Source organism: Nicoliella lavandulae, assembly GCF_037546185.1.
Classification (GTDB): domain Bacteria; phylum Bacillota; class Bacilli; order Lactobacillales; family Lactobacillaceae; genus Nicoliella; species Nicoliella lavandulae.
In genome coordinates, this window is sequence record NZ_JAWMWH010000003.1 from 226,132 (window position 1) to 243,689 (window position 17,558).

General features: G+C 43.5%; 19 protein-coding genes. All 19 read left to right on the forward strand.

The annotated features are described in order from the left end of the window. The first annotated feature begins 15 nt into the window (after positions 1-15). The 19 genes from R4146_RS07695 (at position 16) to R4146_RS07785 (ending at position 17,557) form a co-directional block, all read left to right on the forward strand. The gene (locus tag R4146_RS07695) at positions 16-1,812 is read left to right on the forward strand and encodes a phage portal protein (RefSeq protein WP_339960872.1); all 1,797 of its coding nucleotides are present in this window, start codon (positions 16-18) and stop codon (positions 1,810-1,812) included. A gap of 2 nt (positions 1,813-1,814) precedes the next feature. Next, complete coding sequence (locus R4146_RS07700; RefSeq protein ID WP_339960873.1) at positions 1,815-2,741, forward strand: minor capsid protein; 927 nt, start codon at positions 1,815-1,817, stop codon at positions 2,739-2,741. Positions 2,742-2,861: 120 nt separating this feature from the next. Then, positions 2,862-3,449 carry a capsid assembly scaffolding protein Gp46 family protein gene (locus R4146_RS07705; RefSeq protein ID WP_339960874.1) on the forward strand — a complete coding sequence of 196 codons (588 nt, stop codon included), beginning with the start codon at positions 2,862-2,864 and terminating at the stop codon, positions 3,447-3,449. 15 nt (positions 3,450-3,464) lie between these two features. Further along, complete coding sequence (locus tag R4146_RS07710) at positions 3,465-4,553, forward strand: phage capsid protein (protein WP_339960875.1); 1,089 nt, start codon at positions 3,465-3,467, stop codon at positions 4,551-4,553. Positions 4,554-4,557: 4 nt separating this feature from the next. After that, entirely contained in the window at positions 4,558-4,899 is a 342-nt protein-coding gene (locus R4146_RS07715; RefSeq protein WP_339960876.1) for a hypothetical protein, read from the forward strand. Continuing rightward, the gene (locus tag R4146_RS07720; RefSeq protein WP_339960877.1) at positions 4,892-5,485 is read left to right on the forward strand and encodes a hypothetical protein; all 594 of its coding nucleotides are present in this window, start codon (positions 4,892-4,894) and stop codon (positions 5,483-5,485) included. The genes R4146_RS07715 and R4146_RS07720 overlap by 8 nt, the downstream gene beginning before the upstream one ends. Positions 5,486-5,496: 11 nt before the next feature. Next, positions 5,497-5,916 carry a hypothetical protein gene (locus R4146_RS07725; RefSeq protein ID WP_339960878.1) on the forward strand — a complete coding sequence of 140 codons (420 nt, stop codon included), beginning with the start codon at positions 5,497-5,499 and terminating at the stop codon, positions 5,914-5,916. A gap of 34 nt (positions 5,917-5,950) precedes the next feature. Next, the gene (locus R4146_RS07730; protein ID WP_339960879.1) at positions 5,951-6,295 is read left to right on the forward strand and encodes a hypothetical protein; all 345 of its coding nucleotides are present in this window, start codon (positions 5,951-5,953) and stop codon (positions 6,293-6,295) included. Then, complete coding sequence (locus R4146_RS08930; protein ID WP_444939758.1) at positions 6,288-6,803, forward strand: phage neck terminator protein; 516 nt, start codon at positions 6,288-6,290, stop codon at positions 6,801-6,803. The genes R4146_RS07730 and R4146_RS08930 overlap by 8 nt, the downstream gene beginning before the upstream one ends. A gap of 1 nt (position 6,804) precedes the next feature. Then, positions 6,805-7,989: a hypothetical protein gene (locus tag R4146_RS07740; RefSeq protein WP_339960881.1), complete on the forward strand. Its 1,185-nt coding sequence runs from the start codon at positions 6,805-6,807 to the stop codon at positions 7,987-7,989. A 12-nt stretch (positions 7,990-8,001) separates the two neighbouring features. After that, the gene (locus R4146_RS07745; protein ID WP_339960882.1) at positions 8,002-8,544 is read left to right on the forward strand and encodes a hypothetical protein; all 543 of its coding nucleotides are present in this window, start codon (positions 8,002-8,004) and stop codon (positions 8,542-8,544) included. A gap of 56 nt (positions 8,545-8,600) precedes the next feature. Next, positions 8,601-9,254: a hypothetical protein gene (locus R4146_RS07750; RefSeq protein ID WP_339960883.1), complete on the forward strand. Its 654-nt coding sequence runs from the start codon at positions 8,601-8,603 to the stop codon at positions 9,252-9,254. Between the two features lie 127 nt (positions 9,255-9,381). Further along, entirely contained in the window at positions 9,382-9,534 is a 153-nt protein-coding gene (locus R4146_RS07755; protein ID WP_339960884.1) for a hypothetical protein, read from the forward strand. After that, entirely contained in the window at positions 9,521-13,903 is a 4,383-nt protein-coding gene (locus tag R4146_RS07760) for a tape measure protein (RefSeq protein ID WP_339960885.1), read from the forward strand. Before R4146_RS07755 ends, R4146_RS07760 begins: the two co-directional genes overlap by 14 nt. After that, positions 13,903-15,453, forward strand: a complete 1,551-nt coding sequence (locus R4146_RS07765) for a phage baseplate protein (RefSeq protein ID WP_339960886.1) — start codon at positions 13,903-13,905, stop codon at positions 15,451-15,453. Before R4146_RS07760 ends, R4146_RS07765 begins: the two co-directional genes overlap by 1 nt. Beyond that, positions 15,454-15,798 (forward strand): phage baseplate plug family protein, encoded by a 345-nt coding sequence (locus R4146_RS07770; protein ID WP_339960887.1) that lies wholly within the window; start codon positions 15,454-15,456, stop codon positions 15,796-15,798. Further along, entirely contained in the window at positions 15,791-16,726 is a 936-nt protein-coding gene (locus tag R4146_RS07775) for a hypothetical protein (RefSeq protein WP_339960888.1), read from the forward strand. The genes R4146_RS07770 and R4146_RS07775 overlap by 8 nt, the downstream gene beginning before the upstream one ends. Beyond that, positions 16,707-17,159 (forward strand): hypothetical protein, encoded by a 453-nt coding sequence (locus tag R4146_RS07780; RefSeq protein WP_339960889.1) that lies wholly within the window; start codon positions 16,707-16,709, stop codon positions 17,157-17,159. The genes R4146_RS07775 and R4146_RS07780 overlap by 20 nt, the downstream gene beginning before the upstream one ends. After that, the gene (locus R4146_RS07785) at positions 17,156-17,557 is read left to right on the forward strand and encodes a contractile injection system sheath initiator (protein WP_339960890.1); all 402 of its coding nucleotides are present in this window, start codon (positions 17,156-17,158) and stop codon (positions 17,555-17,557) included. The genes R4146_RS07780 and R4146_RS07785 overlap by 4 nt, the downstream gene beginning before the upstream one ends. Position 17,558 lies beyond the last annotated feature (1 nt).

The following is a 17,558-nucleotide window of genomic DNA, read 5'->3' on the forward strand; positions in this document are numbered from 1 at the left end:
AAAGGAAGTGATTAGATGGCAACGACTAACGATGTTAACGCACACTGGCGAAGCATCCCAGTTGCACCAAATTCAGTCCACATGCTCAATGGACAACGATATAACGACCGTAACCTGTTCAACTCAAATCAACGTTATCAAGTCCCACAAGCAACATGGGATGATTACAACAAAGCAATCAAGAACAATGCTGATAACGCCGATTTTAAGTCGTTCATTCAGTGGTATATCAACGACCACTTTAACAACCAAGTACCACGCATTATCACGTTGCAACGATACTACACGGGTGATTCTGATATCCACTACTGGCGGTCAGACAAGACTAATCGAGCTGATAACCGGATTGCTAACTCGTTACCGCGTTACATTACCAATTTCAACACAGGATTGATGATGGGTAATCCAGTCAAGTACGGTTACAGCAACGAGCAAGACCCAGATGATGACGGTAGCAACTTGCTTGACCAGATTAGCACGTTCACAGCAAATAACGATGAACCGACCAAGAATAAGATGTTGACCAAGGATTTACTGGTCACGGGGGATGCATTCGAAATGCTGTACGTGGAAAAAGGCACGAACAACGTGCGTAACTCACGTATCAACCCGAATACTTGTTTCGTTATCTGGTCGACTGACGTTGAGCCAATCGAGCTGTGTGCTGTTCGCTATTACGTGATCAGCATTGCTGGTGTCGTGAGTTATCAAGTCGAGGTCTACACAGATGAAGCTGTTTACTACTACGATGCTGGTGAAGACCCAACTCATGACTTGAATTTTACGCATTCAGCTCAACATCCATTCCAACAAGTGCCAATCACTGAGTATGATTTTAACGATGAGCGTGTTGGATTATTTGAACCAACGCTTGACGCGATTGACGCTTACGACAAAGCTGTTTCTGAAATGGCTAATAGCCAAGAAGACTTTAGCAATTCCACGTTGGTTATCAACGGTAAGGTCAACTTGCCGCAAAAGTTCATTCAAGCAAATGATCATCGTAAAAATCCGTTGTATATCGACAATGAGCATCCCAACACCTTCACGATTAAGGACAAGGATAGCCAAGGCAACGAGAACAAGCCGTATATGGTCAAGAACACGATTGCGACTAACTCGAATGTAATGATTTTAAAGCCGTATGAGAACACGTCTAATCCGAACCGACCACAGAACATCCCGACTAGTGCTAGTTATCTGACTAAGTCACTAGACGCGAATGAATGGCAAACGTATATCAACCAGTTGTTGCACGACATCCACCAATTCACCGGGACACCCGACTTAGATGACCAATCATTTGCTGGTACGCAAACCGGTGCTGCAATGGCGTACAAGCTAATGGGCTCGTTAACTACGTTCAAAACGTTCGTGGGTATCTTTACGAGCGGATTAATGCGGCGTATGAGCATGTTAGCAACGTATTGGACTAAGTTACCGGGTAGTGGTATCAACAACGACAGTCAAAACGACTGGGACAATGTTACCGTCACGATTACGCCTAACTTGCCTAATAACGTGCAAGATATCACGGCAGAATTGACTACGTTGACGCAAACTGGTGCCGTATCTAAGCAAACCTTACAAGATATTGCCTTCGAGTTGACTGGTGTACCGTCCGATCAAGAACAACAGCGCTTGAGTGATGAACAAGATGCTAACGATGAGCGTAACTCCAACATGATGCAAAACATGATGGACGACAGCAAGGATACAACTAGCATTCAAGGCAATCACCAACCGTTAGGTACTACTGGCGCACCAGAACCAACTGACGGTGATGGTGAGCCTGATTTAGGGGATGACTAACCGTGCAAAACTCGGCTTATCTCGAACATCAACACATTAACCAGTTGATTGCCCAAGACAATGCTAATGCTAAGCACTTGGACAACTACTACACGGCTGCGATGTCGATAATTGCATCCCACCTACAAGACTTTTACCGCGAATATGCGACTGACACGGGTCTTTCATTAACGCAAGTATCACAAAGCGTTAACGGGTGGGATTTAGCCAATTTCAAGCAAGCTATCGATACACTCATGCAAGACGTCACACCCGATAGTAACTTGCGTAAACGAATTGCCGTTGCACAAGCCCAAGCAATGATTGATAAGAAGCACACGATGGCTGCAATTGTCGGTGCTGGGATTGCGGCAGCAACGTTCAAAGCTCAGCAATACTCGAATCAAGAGTTACCGAACCAATTTACCAAGGAATTCAACTACCGTAGTCCGACTAATTACCAGAAAAAGCAATTGCCGTCTGAACCAAAGGACAATATCAAGGATTTTAACAATCGACTTTGGGTACATTCAGACGTGATGGTTACTAGAACACAAGAAACGCTTAACAATGCGCTTCGCAAGGGTGTTGACCAAGCAGGGATGAACAAGTTAACGCAAGTCAAGTCACAATCGACTAAGCGGACTAGCGACAATCTTAGCTCATCTGCTAATGACCTTGTTTCAAGAGTGCAAATTGCATTCCGGATCACTGCAATCAACAACACCAATGCTGGTAAGTCTGATGCATACCACAACATCACGGCTAATTATGTCAAGTGGATAACACAAGAAGATACGCATGTTTGTCCTCAGTGTGAGCCGCTTGACGGTAATGTATATCCGGTCAGTGGAGCACCAAAACCGCAAATTGACACGCATTTCCAATGTCGTTGTAGCACGATCAGGTGTAATGCTGATGGCGACCTACAAGATGTATATCCAGACTAACACTCGAATGAGTGTTTTTATTTTGTCTTTTCTAATCCAAGACGTTAAAGAACAGGATTCTTAGTTCGGATAACTTAAAACCATTAGTCTCTCGCGACTTAAAAAGAAAGGATTTTTATTATGCCAGAAGAAGACAAATTAAAGTACACACAAGACCAAGTCAACAAGATGCTTGCTCAAAAGGACAAGGAATCTTACGAGAAAGGCAGAAATGAAGCATTAGACAGCTTTAAAGACAAAACTATCTTCACGTCTGATGAATTAACTGCTAAGCGCAATGAATGGCTCAAAAAGGGCGAGGAGCGCGCGGCAATGTCAGCTGAAGAAAAAGCTAAGGCTGCATTCAAGGATCAACAAGATAGCTTAGCTGCCGAAAAGCAGAAAGTAGCCGAAGATAGACAGTCAATGGCTAGTGAACGAGCTGTTTACTCTGCTCAATCTGAATTATCCAAGCTTGGTCTTGATACTAATCTTGCTAGCTTTGTTGCAGACGTGGATAGCGATAAGCAATCTGAGAAGATTAAAGCTCTACAAGACGCATTTACCAAGTCTAACGACGAAGCTACTAAGAAAGCTCTTGAAGGCAAGGAAAATCCACAATCCGGGGATAACTCGCAAGGTGGTGCACCAAAAGACAAGAAAGTCGAAGATATGACACTTGCCGAACAGATGGCGTACTACAACGAGCATCCCGATGAACTAAATTAATAGGGGGAATTACTTATGGCATCACCAATCATTGGTGGAAATGTTACCAATCTAGCTAAGAATTTCGTGCCTCAAGTTTGGCTAAGATGGGTTACTGACCACTCAACACGTACTAACCGCTTTTTAAATAGCGGTGTCGCTACATCTAGCGATGAATTAACTGGTATCTTAGGTCAACCAGGGAACGGATTACATGTAACAATTCCACATATCCATTCCGTTGACTTATCATTACCAGTTCAAGACTGGAACAACCAAACTGACTTGTTTGCTAACGGAATCAATTCTTACACCGAAGAAGAAATCAAGTTCACGGACGCTCAAATGTTCGGTAGCTCTGACTACGATGACTACTTAACAGGTGCGCCTACTCTTGACGCGATTAGTCAACAATTCGCCGAATACTGGGCAAATATTGATGAAAAACGCATGATCCAAGTCGTTAACGCAGCATTCTTGAATCAAAATATTGCTACCGCTAAGGGTGTCAACATTGGTAATGCCAAGATGTTTGACCCAGGCGATGTTGTCTTAGCTATGGGACGCATGGGGGATGTTAACGGTGCTAATCCATCAACAATTGCTGTTAACTCCGGTACTTATGCATTCATGCGTAAGCAAAACTTGATCGAGTACTTACGTCCATCAGACGGTGGTACTCCAATTGCGACATATCAAGGTATGGCTATCTTACAAGATGATGACATCCCATTAGCTGCTGATGGTACTACAACTGCTTATATCTTTGCACCAAACGCATTGGTATACAGTACTGCTACTGCACCAAACGGGATTGCGACCGTCCGTGATGAAACTCACCAAGGTGGAATCACTGGTATCAAGCATGAACGTATCAGTATTGCCCACGTTTACGGGACTAGTGCTGACTTATCAACTGGGGCAAGTCCAGAAAACTGGAAGGCTGCCTTAGCTGACAGTAAGACACCAATCTACAAGCCCGTATCTGACGATGCTTTACGTCAAATCCGTATCATCAAGTACGACTTCAAGATTACTCCAGAATTTGTTGTACCTGGTGTTAACTCACCATTACAAACTAGTGGTAGCACTACTAGCTCACAGGTTCAAACAAATAGGAAGTGATTAAATGACTGTCTCAGTTGACCAAGTTAAGTCGGACATCAAAATATTCCAAAAGATGAGTGATGAGCACATCCAACTTGCAATTGGGATGGGCCAATCACAAGCTCAGTCGGACAAGATTGACCCGATTGCCTTTGATTCTGGCGTTATTTTAATGGCCAAGTACTATCTTTATATCGACTGGTTCAAAGGCAATGGTGGTGTCACTGGTGCGTCTGCTTTAGGCCAATCTCAAACGGTTGCTAATCCAGATGCAACTAGTGATGGCTGGCTCGCTTTGTACCAAGATATCGTTGATAGGTATGGCCAAGCTACCAATCTAGGAAGCTTTGATATGTATGACTGACGACTTTAATTATTTGCTGCTCAAGATTAAAGAATTACAGAAAATCAACAACTCACATATCTACATCGGTGTCCCGTATGACGATGACCATATGACCATGATCGGACTGGTCAACGAATACGGGACGCAAATTCAAGCAAAACCAGGCAAGTGGTTATGCATCCCAATGGTCGGTGCGCAGGGTAAAAAGCCTAGTGAGATACCGCACTTGTACAAGCGTGGTAATTCGTTGGGTGTCAACGACTCAACGCAACCGAACGGCTATCGACTATGCTTTGTGCTACGCAAGAGCGTCAAGATACCATCAAGACCGTTCATTCGGCACACACTTAGTCACTCAATTGGTGATTGGACTGACATGATTCAGTATTGTTTGCAACGTGTTTTATCTGAACGGCTATACAGTGCAGATGATTTTTTTAAAGACGTTGGCACACGTATGGTCAAGGACATGCAAAAGACAATCAAGGACATGACAGAACCCGCTAATGCGTCGTTGACGATTGCCAATAAAGGCAAAGACGATCCATTGGTCGATACTGGTAAGCTCATGAAGTCGATTATGTATGTTGTTGAGCATAAATAGGAGGAATTTATATGTTAAAAGTTGCAATTACTAATGGTGTTAAAGACGCTAACGGAAGTTACGCTGCACCAACTGATTTAACTAGTTACGCTTTCATCGCTTCAGATGAAAAACCACAAACTGCCCACATTGGTGGTTTAAACCCTGGGGATGAAGTTGCTGACGGTCAATACTACGTTGGTGAGTTCAATACTCAAGCAGAACGTTTTGTCGGTAACTTAATCAAAGTTAGTGCATTCGTTGCTGGTGGTGATCCAACACCTAAAAACATCACCGTAACCGCTACTGATGATGGTGCAGATGTAACTGCTAACAGCTCTGCTGCTGTTCAATCAAGCTCAGACGCTGCTAGTTCAGCACCTGCTAGCTCTGATTCAGTAAACAGTGCTAACTCTGCTCAACCAGCAAGCAGCAACGTAAACCACTTATAAGATGGATTTCGTAAATTTCGATAGTTTCGATTTCATGTTCGACCGACTTTCACAGCCAATTACCGTTGACATCCCTTATAGTAACAGCAAGAAACGGGATGCACACGGTAAACCCATCATCGATAAAGGCCAGACGTTAGAATTGAACGAGCCAATCGTCAACGATTCTAATCCGAATCTGACGTTTACTAATCAACCTGGTGGTCAACAACCCCAAGCAACGATGTATTGGGAATCTAAGGCGGTCAAGAATGCACCTAAAGGCACAGTTATCAAGACTGCGGACTTAGGCTCGTTCGAGACCGTCTCAAGTGGTCAAGTCGTGACGGCTGATATCGTTTACTATCAATTGAAACGAGTTGGTGATGCAAATGACTAGCTTATCAGCACGCTTGTACGATGCGTTGATTGAAATTATTGACAAGTACAAGCCGTACGAAGATATGACTGTGACTCGTGAGAATGTGATTGGGGAACCACCCGATTACCCGTATATCTCGGTCAATCAATACGATGATCCACAACCCATTACACGTAGTCACATATATACACAACTGGCGGTGCCAGTACAATTTAAAGCCATTTCAGATGACGAGGACCAAGCCAAAGACTTGGGACTGTTCCTGAGACGGCTTTTTTACTACGAAGAACCGCTAGAACAACTAGATAACCAAGGCATTAAGCCGGTCAAATGTAGTTCGATTCCAGGCATCCCTAGTTATGCCGACAACCTAATTCAATTCGTATCAGGCGCTGATATGACGTTTGTCGTGATTGATGATGTTGTCGACTTGACTCGTGGTAATCAACGAATCGAAAAAGTTGGTGGCATAGTCACTGACCAAACGCATTCAACTGGTATTAATGCAATAAGAAAGGATGAATAGAATGCCTTACACAGTTAAGCAAATCTCTGATGTGCACTTAAAAGTCATCCTACACCGTCTTAGCACGGTTGGTGATAGACCATTAGTTGCTATCGGGACTCCATCTACTGATGGTCAAATGCATAGTTATATCTATGACAATATCTTTGATCTCGGTAATAAGTACGATGAAACAACTCAAGTGTACCGCGTGGCTAACAACGCTTGGGACGTAGATGAATTCCAAGGCAAAGAAATTGAAATCATCGAATACCCACAAGGTGCATTTACGGTTAAGCCACCAATCAACCTTGATGACATTAAGCAAGAAGCAAGTGCCAACAGCAATGGGGATGTGAGCTTAAGTTCTAGTAGTGCTAATAACACCACTGGTACAGCTAAACAAACCGCATCAAGTGCTGGGACTCAACGTCCTGGGGTAGCTTACGCCTTTGCTAACCACCTATACGATGGTTTCATGTTCGCTACTTTAGCTGGTGCAGCCGCACAACCTACGGCTCAAGACTACTTTGACCTATCTGACATGCTATACGACAACCAACGTGTTGCCTTAGTTGGTCAAACTACTGACTTAAAGGATATCTACAACGCATATCAACACGTTCAAGGATATCAAACTGACGATGCTAAGCTAGGTAACTTTGCAATGGTCTGGGAACCTAATTCCAAGAAATTCCCAGTCGGATCAATGCTAGGTTATGCAGCATCTAACTGGCCAGTTGACTTTAAGCACATTGGTAACTTAGACGACTTTGACGTTCCAGATGGTTTAACTCAAGACACGATCGATGTTTTAGACCAAATTAACGGGATGACGATTGAACAAACTGCTAACGATTATATGGTATCAAGTGGTAAAGCCTTAGCTGGTAACTACTTAGACCAATTCGTTAACACTCAATACGCTGTCGATGCTTACCAATTCACGCTTCAAAACTTCTTAAACCACAAGAAATTTGGTTATACACAAGGCGAAATCGACTTAATGGAAGTTGCCTTAAAGGAAACTGACGGGCAATTACTAGCTAAGCGCGTCTTGTACCAACCATCTGACATCACTGCTCAAAAGCGTGCTGATGTGTCCAATACTGACGTGAGTGAACGTGAATACAACGGCTTTAAGATCAAAGCCCAAATCAATGACGACATTGAAACAATCAACGGAATCATTGATATGACTGTTTAGGAGGTGGATTAGATGACACAAATCGGTATTACTGACGCTGGCCATACGGTTAACCTATCTGATAATCCGTTTGACCATGTTGCAATTACCTTCCCTAATTGGAAAGGCGGTAAGACACTTGAACTTACCAACGACTTAATGCAAGGTAACTCGTTCACGGTTACACCAGCAACTGCGGCGTTCCAAAACACGCAAGACTGGGGTGACAACTCACATTTCTCACACAGCAATGATCATAGTGCTACTGGTACTATCATTCCGGTGCAAGATAGTGACGTTGACAAGTTACTAATGGGTATCTTCAAGAAGTCCCACCCGGTTAAAGGCGACTTATCTGATGCGACCGCGTCAGAATGTGTCTTTAACGTGCGTTACTGGAACAGTGCTAATGGTAAAGAATTAAAGGCACAAGGGTGCTTAATCACTAACTTACCAGCGTTCGAAGTATCTAATGGTTCGAACAGCACTCAAAACGGGAACAGTTACCCATTCACAGCAACTGACTACGACTACACACCAGCAGCACCTGCTGACAAGAATTACGCAGTCGACTAGTCGAACGGACGGAGCAATCCGTCCATACATACTAAATTTAGGAGGAATTTATTACTATGACAGAACAATCTAAGGAAACTAAGAACAGTAATGATTTAGCAGCAACTCAATTGGACTTGATGACGAAGAATCGGACGGTCAAGAAGGTCAGCTATCAAGATTTAGAAGGTACTGATCATGAAGTCGAGGCCGCATTGAAGGACCCCGGTGATTTCTACTTAGCTCAAGCTATCGATATGGTGCAAAGTGCCGATGATACGAGTGATTACGTTGGTTTATACAGCTTGATCATGGATAAGGTTCTGTTATCACCACGCTTGACTTACCGCTACGAAAACGAACAGCTTAAAAAGGCAAAAGCAGACGTTCGCAAGCATACCATCACTGCAACCGACAAGAACGACAACGAAATTCATCTAGTAGTCAAAGTGCCAACTTATGAACGACTAGTTAATCTCATCTTCATGAGTACTCGACCAAGTAGTGCTACTAACATCACTGGATTAGTGACTGAATTAGCGAATGGCGTGCTATACGACATGAACGATAACAAGATTGACAACGACTTTTGGGAATATGGTAAGCCAGGTAACGGCTTCATGATGAGTGTGATTAACGAAACCCTTAGCTATCTTCAAAACGTTGCTAATCGTGACGGCTTCTTGTCCGTTATGAACGCGGGAATCACGTTTCTTACGCAAAAGGGCTAGTTACTCTGCGTTTGAAAAAGCTGATGGGGGTATTGATACCGAGCAAGTGCAAAACGTTGCTAAGCGCAATTTTCGGTATCGTTTTATCGCTAAGTGGTTGAACATCCCTATCGAAGAGGTGCGGTCAATGACGCACGATGAAATGCTGGTCGCGACTGAAGAGGCTAAATTGTTTTTAAAGCAAGACTATGAGAGCAGCAAGCAAGCGGTCAATAACGCGTTTGTGTCGATACTGAACCAGTTATTCGGAAAAGGTGGTGAGAACAATGGCAAGCAATGAGGTTGCACATGCTGGGATTGGTGCTGACGTTACGGTCAACGGCTTAGATAAGCTAGTACAAGCTAATAATGAGTTATCCAAGATGAAGCAATTTGCTTCTGACTTGAAACAATCGATGAACGGGATGCAAGTTAATTTCAAAGGAATGAGCGATTTTAACTCTGTCATCGATAAGCTTAGACAACTCAAGGACAACATCAATGCTAAGGTCAATATCGAGGTGTCTGGTGACACTAAGCTGCTTAGCTTAATGATGGACATCAAGAACCTTACTAGTCGGATTCAGTCCAGTATGCACTCGATAAATCGTGAAACGATGACCATGACTGATTCATTACAACGAGTCGGTGGCGAGTTTACACATGCTGCTATGACCAGTGGTGATTTTGAACATGTCATGAATCGAAACACCCAAGCGGTTCAGCATTTCGAAGAAACGTTCAAATCGATGATGCACAAGACGTCCGATGAAACTAGGGCACCGCTTACTGGTCTTGGTAAAATCCGTGAGAGCATGGATAGACTAAAGGCTGAAATGCCACACTCGAGCATCTTTAGTGGTGTCTTTTCGGGAACGTTAGCAGCTAATGCTTTTAGCGGTGCTATCTCAACTGTGACGGGCAAGATTAAAGAAGCTGCCGCAGCGGGGATGCAATATGACGTTGATCAACAAAAGATGAACGCCACATGGACGACCTTGACTGGTAATGCGACCAAGGCTAAGCAAGTCTTATCAGATGTTAACCAAATGTCAATTAAGACCGGTCAAAGTCTAAGTGTCGTTGATGAATCGGAACAAGGATTCTATCACTTGCACTCGAACAAGCAAGAAGCGTCCAAGATGACTAGCTCAATGCTGAACATGGCCGATGCTGTTGGACTACAAACGCCTCAAATCCAAGCGGTAACGCAAGATATGGTTAACGGGATGTCTCGTGGAACGATCAATAACGGGACGTTGAACCAAGTTAGCCAATACTTCCCAATGCTGCGTGAACAGATGGAGAAATATGAAGGTAAGCTGCACCACACTAGCCAAATTACCGGTAAAGAATTAGCTGCAATGGCTAAGTCGGGTAAGATATCCGGCCAAGACTTTGAAAATGTCTTCAATCAAATGGGACAAGACAAGTATGGTAAAGCAGCCGAAAACATGATGAAAACCATGAACGGGATGAAGAGAACAATTGAAGCCCGTGTTCCAGCGTTGCTAGGCTCGTTTGAAACTCCAATTATGAATGCTAAGAATCCACTATATGGTGCAATCTCTAAATGGGTATCTGACAAAAGGACTAACGAAGAATTTAAAAAGCTTGGTCAAGCCACCAATAAAGGAATCTCAACGATTACCGGTGCGTTTGGCAAAGCTTTTAATTTAGGTCACGGTACTCAAGCAATGGATAAGCTAATGAGTGATCTGACTAAATCAGTTACTAAATTTAGCGATTCGATTGCTAAACATGCACCACAAATTAAGGAATTTTTCTCGTTTGCTAAGCAATCCAGTGGAGCTGGGCTAAAGATACTGTTCATGTCAATGAAAGCCTTAGCTGAAGTAACAACACCATTTGTTAAGCTTGCAATTGCACATCCCAAAGCATTTACGATCCTATTCTCTGGTCTCTTTGTTAGCAAGAAGATTGGTAGTGCTGCTGTTAGTATGTACAGAATGGGTAGTGCTTTTAAAGGGATTACCAAAGGCATAGCTAGTACTAGAGCAGCTATGAAACTATTCGGATCAGTAACCAATGAAAACGGTGAAATTATTAAAACATTTTCCAAGAATGGTTTAATTGCCAAAGGAGCAACAGCTGCATGGGCTGGTGTGATGAAGGTTGCTACCGGTACTGCTAAATTGTTTGGCAAAGAAGGTTTAATTGCCAAAGGAGCAATGGCAGCTTGGACAGGCGTGACTAAGGCAGCAACCGCTGCTCAAAAGCTATTAACATTAGCATTTAAGTCCAGTCCATGGGGCTGGATAGCACTTGCAATCGGGGCAGTTATAACTGTCCTAGTTGAGCTTTATAAGCACTTTAAGCCATTCCGTGATTTATGCAATAACCTTGCTAAATGGTTCATGCAATCATTCGGCAACGTTATCAAGTGGGCAGGCAAGCTGCTTGGTTCAATTGGTGATTTAGCTAAGGGTGTCGGCAAATGGTTCGGTAATATCTGGCAAGCCGGCAAAGAAAAGTTTGCGCATCTCCGTAGTGATGTTGGTAAGAGCTTCAAAGGTATGGGTAAAGACTTAGGCAAGACACAACAAGATAGTAATCGGACGATGAAAGCTTATGTAGGCGTGTTCCATGATATCTTCACTGGTAACTTTAAAAAGCTCAAGAAAGACATCCCCGCATACTACAAAGGGATGTTCAACATCATGAAGGATATCGGTAAGGCTTCATTCGACTTTTTGAATGATTTAACCGGTGGCAGACTTAAGGATATGTGTAAGACTGTTGAAAAATGGGGCGACTCAATCAGTGACGCCTGGAAATCAACTTGGAATGGTGTTGGCCATTTCTTCGAAGGTATCTGGGACTGGATCAAAAAGACAGCTAGCGGTGGTATCAATGGTGTTATCGGTGTAATGAATGGCGGAATTGGTGCTATCGATGACGTTATTCACACCTTTGGTGGTTCATCGTCTGCTATTGGCAAGATTAAAGAGGTCCATTACGCAACTGGGACTGGTGCCTTTAGCTCAGTAAGACGACCAATCACGCGGCCTACAATGGCTGTTTTGAACGATGGTAACGATAGCCCTTCAACTCAGAACAGAGAAATGGTTATCCATCCTAATGGCATGGGTGAGTTGGTCCAAGGTCGCAACACCAAGCGATTGCTAGCACCGGGTACAGAAGTGCTCAATGCAGCTGAGACTAAGATGTTGCTCGGTATGGATCACTTTGCTAAAGGAACTGGGCTATTCAGCGGACTTGAAAAGACCGCGTCAAATGCTTGGAACACGACTAAGAACGTTGCCGGTTCTGCATGGGACGGTATCAAGGACTTTGGTGCTTCGATTGCTGAGAAAGTCAAAGAGCTTGGCAAGATCATATCCAATCCAATGGGCTTCTTAAAATCCATGTTCGGCAACTTGACCGGTATTCAAGGCGACTTGATGCAACAACTTACTCAAGGGATGTATGCCAAGGGTAAGGACGCGGCAACTAGTTGGTGGACTGAGTTGATGAAGATGGCCAAACAAGCCGAAGGCGGTTCATCTTCTAGTTCTGAATTGCTGAACGCCGTTATGAAATATGGTTCTGGTCACAAGTATGTATGGGGTGCAACTGGTCCAGATAGTTTCGACTGTTCTGGATTAGTACAATACGCCTTACACAAACTAGGTATTGACTACCCTAGAACGTCCGGTGCTCAAATTGAACACGCTCAACACATTACACGCTCACAAGCACGGACTGGTGACTTAGTTGGTAATGGTGAGCATATCGGGGTTGTTGCTAATGATAGTGCTACTAAGTACTTTTCAGCATTCAACCCCAGCTCAAAGCCTAATATATTGATGACACCACTTAACAGCACTTACTTCCCTGGCACGCTGCAATTCGGACGTGTTCAAGGACTACGCGCTAACAAGTCTAAGTCAAGCAAGGGCGATGATAACTTAATCGCTAAGCTCATCAAGTCTGAGACTGGTGGATTCTTGAAATGGGTTGCTAAACACATGCAAAGCGGCGTTGGTGGTAGCTTTGGTAATCCAGCTGGTGACGGTGTTAAACGCTGGATTCCGGTTATCAAGAAGGCTGCTAGTGCAATGAACGTATCGTTGAGCAGCGGTAAATTGAGCCAAATCCTTGAAGTTATGCAAGGTGAATCTGGTGGTGATCCGACTGTTACTCAAAAGGTACAGGATGTTAACTCTGCCGAAGGACACCCAGCACAAGGGCTACTGCAATTCATTCCTTCGACATTCGCTCATTACGCTGTCAAAGGCCATGACCAGATCAAGAATGGTTATGATCAACTGTTAGCGGTCTTTAACGATAGCAGCTGGGAAAGTGACTTGACCACACATGGTTGGGGCCCTACTGGTAGTCGTAGACGTGCTAAGGGTGGTAAGACTCGCAAGGGTGAAACCTACCTTGTTGGTGAAGAAGGACCAGAATTGTTTACGCCGCCAGAAGATGGCAAGATTATCTCGCACGGTCAGTCCAAACGGATGATCAGTAAGATGAATCGTAGCTCATCGGTCAAGTATCAACCAATTATCAACATCAAGGGTAATCCTGACGATACTACGATTGAAAAGCTAAGCAAAGCGCTTGAAAAGCATGGTGATACGCTCATGGATATGTTGGCAGACGGTATGGGTTTTAACGATGAAGGAGGTTTGACGATCTAATGGCTAGGAAGAAAGATGCTGAAACTGTAAAATACGAGCGTGAGTTACGAGCGCAACGAATCAAGCAAGCAGATATTAGAACAAAAGAAGAAGCCACTAAATCGGCTGCTAATGCGTCTAAATTAGCTGCTGAAAAGAAAGCTGCATGGAACAAGGCAGCAGCGTCTAATAAGTCTAAATCAAGCTCAAATAGCTCGTCTAAGAAAGATGATAAGCAAGCCTCGGCTGGTTCAGATGTTAAGACTGTTACAAAAATTATGAATGGGCATGTAGTCAATTTGGTAGTTAATAATAAATCGTCTAAAAAAGAGACCGCTGCCGAGGAGAAAGCTAATGCTAAAGAGCGGACTAAGATGCGTAGTCTTGATAAACGTATCAAGGGTGATTCTACAAAATCATTAACTAAACATGCTGATTCACTCAGTGATAAGGTCAAAAATACCGCTCATAAGATTGGTAAAGCTGAAGAAGCAATCCGAAACAACCAGAAGATTCAAGATAGCTATCAAGATTATTTGAATGCCAAAGGTGGTGCAGCTGGTTCTGCTAATGAAAACATCAAAGCAATTGACAGTAAAATTGCTGACATCACCAAACAGATTGCTAAGTCTAAGCGCAAAAGCGAAAAAGAATCTTTACAAAAGCGCATTGATAGCCTTAACAACGACCGCAAGAAAGACGTTGATACCATCGCTAAGTTCAACAATGGTTCTGAGTATCAAAGCTGGTTAGCTAAGAACAAGCGGGCTACAGCTTCGATTAAGCAGATGAAGAAATCAATCAGCGCAATGAAAATTCGAAAATCAAGATACAAAGACGAGTTAAGCCACTATAAGAAAGAAATTAATCGGCAAAAGGACGCTAAGCAAAAGCATCTTGAAAAGAAGAACAAAGGAAATATTGAAAAGAAGATTAAGGACGATACTGACTCAATTACAAAGCGCAAGCAAAAGCTGACTTACATTTATCGTGATGATTGCAAGTCTGACACGTTAATCAAACTGCTTGAAACCTCGCCTAGTGAGCAAAATCAGGTTAATGCACCCCAGAAATCCATTGATAGTGGACTACCATTGGAACATTTTATACAAAACTCTGGTTTAACATTGAGTGGGCAATATGCTATTTATGAACCAACTTATGCCAAGCGTGTATCAGTTTATAACACACTTCGTAAGTGGCAGAATGACGGAGTCGCTATTCATATTCGTGGTTTCACACATTGGGACCACGTCTTGATTAGTAGTCTTAGCCGTAGTACTGCTGCTGAGTCGAATGGTAATGCGCTTATCTTGAACATCGAAATGCAACATGCTCGAGTTGCTAAGATTCAATATGCTAAGCAAGCGCAAGGCAAAAAGCATAAAGCTAAAGGCTCGAAGAAGGCCGGTACAAGCAAGACAAAGCACCGCTCGGTCAAAATTAAACCGGGGATGACTTACTCACAAGTATCTGCCAAGATGGGTATCAAGGTGTCCGAGTTGCGCAAGCTCAACCCTAAGTACAAGGACATGTCACTACCTGTTGGCGGCAAGATGGAGGTGTCTTAGATGGTGCATGACTACATTCCAGTCGACATTGACGCAATCATGGACGGTGGCTATACCCAGTTGATTGACCTAGATAGTGGGACTTACGAGTTTGCTTTCTACTTTAATCCGATCAACCGTGTTTTCTACGTTGATTTACACGATGAAGACGGTAACGATATCAAGGCTGGTGAGCCAATTTGCTTGAACCAACCGCTATGGCGCAATGTTAACAAGGACAAACTACCGCCCGAGACAATTACGCCGCTAGATGAATCGGGAATCGCTACGACAATCAAGCCGTCTAACTTTGGCGATACTGTGCAGCTATGCATTGACAATATAGGAGATGATAGCGATGACTAAACTAGCCGTCAGCACGCGTGGATACTTTCTCGGATACCGTACTAAAGTAATCTTTCCGAAGATAACCTTTGATACCCGTGAAGGTTGGGACATGACGTGGGAAGTCACGTCAACTGATGCTGGAGATGCAACTAGTAATACCGTGACCATTTCTAACTTGTCAAAGAAACACCAAAGCATGATCAAAGTTGGCGACCCGATTGAGCTCAAGACTGGCCCAACTGACTTATACGGAACACTGGTCAAGGGTACGGTTACGAACATATCAGCATCACAAGACGGGACTGACTCAACGTTTACTATCATTTTTCAAGAAGCACGTGGTTATGTTGAGGCAGGTAAGATTTACAACAAATTCAACGGGACTAAGACCGTCTCTAAGACGTCTAAAACACCGTCTGGTAAGTTATTAACCTATAAGAAGAAACAGGTTAAAAAGCTCAATATCGCATTCAAAAAGGGCTCGACTGCTAAGCAGATAATCACGCGGATATGTAGTGAAGCCAACTTTAGTCTTCGCAAGTTAAAACTGAAGGAAAATTTGATATACAAGAAAGGCTACACGCTATCTCAGAAGCCGTATGAAGCATTACGCTCCATTGCCAAGAGTTGCGGTAGCCTTCTGTATATCAGAGATGGCAAGATTGTAATTGATGCACTGACTGAGCCGAATCCGTTCAACGAACATATCTTTTTTAGTTTTCACTCTGGGTTGCTTGCTGAACCCACGATTAACAACAATTCGGGCAAGATTCCGCTAATTACGATTGATACGCTCGAAGATCCACGGGTTAAAGCGGGCTCAGTGATTTACGTTAAGTCACAATTGCTAGATACGACATCACGGGTACAGAGTGTCAAGCATAGTTTTAACCCCGATAACGGATACACGATGGAGGTGACTGGATATGGCGAAATTACATCATAATCGAATTGCGGTTGACCAACGGAATAAGCACAAGAATTTCTTTGGTGACCAACTCCCCAAGTACATTAGCAGTCAGATTCATTGCATGGAATTGGCACGGGTTAAAAAGTACGATACGAGCACGCATAAGTGTGAGCTAGTCCCGTTAGCTTTGCAAAGTGACGATGACAAGCGTGCTAACCTGCTCGAAGTCGAAGTGCCATATGACATCTGGCATCGTGATGAGGTTCTAGAAACGTTGGTCAAGGACTACGATTCACGGACTCATTCCAAGCTTAAGTGGGAAAAGCTCAAGAAAGGTAGCGTGGTGTTAGTTGGTTTCATGGACAGGGATACTGATAACTTTACCGGTTCAGCGACTAACTACAAAATTAAGCCCGAACGGATGCACTCACTTAACGATTCCATTGTGTTGGGGGTGTATAAACCATGAGCAAATACGCGTTTGCATTAGATGATGATGGTGATATCAAGTACAACGAAGACACCGGGACGTTCGACATGGTCTCGGCTGATGATGAGGTTACTCAATATTTGTACTTGCTGCTTGGGACTAACCTAGGCGAGTTAACTTGGAACGAAGATATTGGCTTACCACAGCAGCAGCTAATCTTGATGGGCGATGATGAAATGGCTGTACAAAGTATGATCAGCAATTACCTTGAAGAGATGCTCGGTACCCAATTCGTTGACTTGGATATCACACATTTTGAGGTCGACAACGAGAATCGACTCACTAACTTGCAGTGCTCGGTCACTATGAACACCGAAGATGGTGAGTTAACGCTCGATACAGCAATTAGTAACGATTCAGAAAGAGGAGGTGCATAAG

Coding starts and splice junctions, on each gene's coding strand:
- R4146_RS07695 (WP_339960872.1), top strand. CDS start 16: ATGGCAACGACTAACGATGTTAACGCACACTGGCGAAGCATCCCAGTT.
- R4146_RS07705 (WP_339960874.1), top strand. CDS start 2,862: ATGCCAGAAGAAGACAAATTAAAGTACACACAAGACCAAGTCAACAAG.
- R4146_RS07710 (WP_339960875.1), top strand. CDS start 3,465: ATGGCATCACCAATCATTGGTGGAAATGTTACCAATCTAGCTAAGAAT.
- R4146_RS07715 (WP_339960876.1), top strand. CDS start 4,558: ATGACTGTCTCAGTTGACCAAGTTAAGTCGGACATCAAAATATTCCAA.
- R4146_RS07720 (WP_339960877.1), top strand. CDS start 4,892: ATGACTGACGACTTTAATTATTTGCTGCTCAAGATTAAAGAATTACAG.
- R4146_RS07725 (WP_339960878.1), top strand. CDS start 5,497: ATGTTAAAAGTTGCAATTACTAATGGTGTTAAAGACGCTAACGGAAGT.
- R4146_RS07730 (WP_339960879.1), top strand. CDS start 5,951: ATGTTCGACCGACTTTCACAGCCAATTACCGTTGACATCCCTTATAGT.
- R4146_RS08930 (WP_444939758.1), top strand. CDS start 6,288: ATGACTAGCTTATCAGCACGCTTGTACGATGCGTTGATTGAAATTATT.
- R4146_RS07740 (WP_339960881.1), top strand. CDS start 6,805: ATGCCTTACACAGTTAAGCAAATCTCTGATGTGCACTTAAAAGTCATC.
- R4146_RS07745 (WP_339960882.1), top strand. CDS start 8,002: ATGACACAAATCGGTATTACTGACGCTGGCCATACGGTTAACCTATCT.
- R4146_RS07750 (WP_339960883.1), top strand. CDS start 8,601: ATGACAGAACAATCTAAGGAAACTAAGAACAGTAATGATTTAGCAGCA.
- R4146_RS07755 (WP_339960884.1), top strand. CDS start 9,382: ATGACGCACGATGAAATGCTGGTCGCGACTGAAGAGGCTAAATTGTTT.
- R4146_RS07760 (WP_339960885.1), top strand. CDS start 9,521: ATGGCAAGCAATGAGGTTGCACATGCTGGGATTGGTGCTGACGTTACG.
- R4146_RS07765 (WP_339960886.1), top strand. CDS start 13,903: ATGGCTAGGAAGAAAGATGCTGAAACTGTAAAATACGAGCGTGAGTTA.
- R4146_RS07770 (WP_339960887.1), top strand. CDS start 15,454: ATGGTGCATGACTACATTCCAGTCGACATTGACGCAATCATGGACGGT.
- R4146_RS07775 (WP_339960888.1), top strand. CDS start 15,791: ATGACTAAACTAGCCGTCAGCACGCGTGGATACTTTCTCGGATACCGT.
- R4146_RS07780 (WP_339960889.1), top strand. CDS start 16,707: ATGGCGAAATTACATCATAATCGAATTGCGGTTGACCAACGGAATAAG.
- R4146_RS07785 (WP_339960890.1), top strand. CDS start 17,156: ATGAGCAAATACGCGTTTGCATTAGATGATGATGGTGATATCAAGTAC.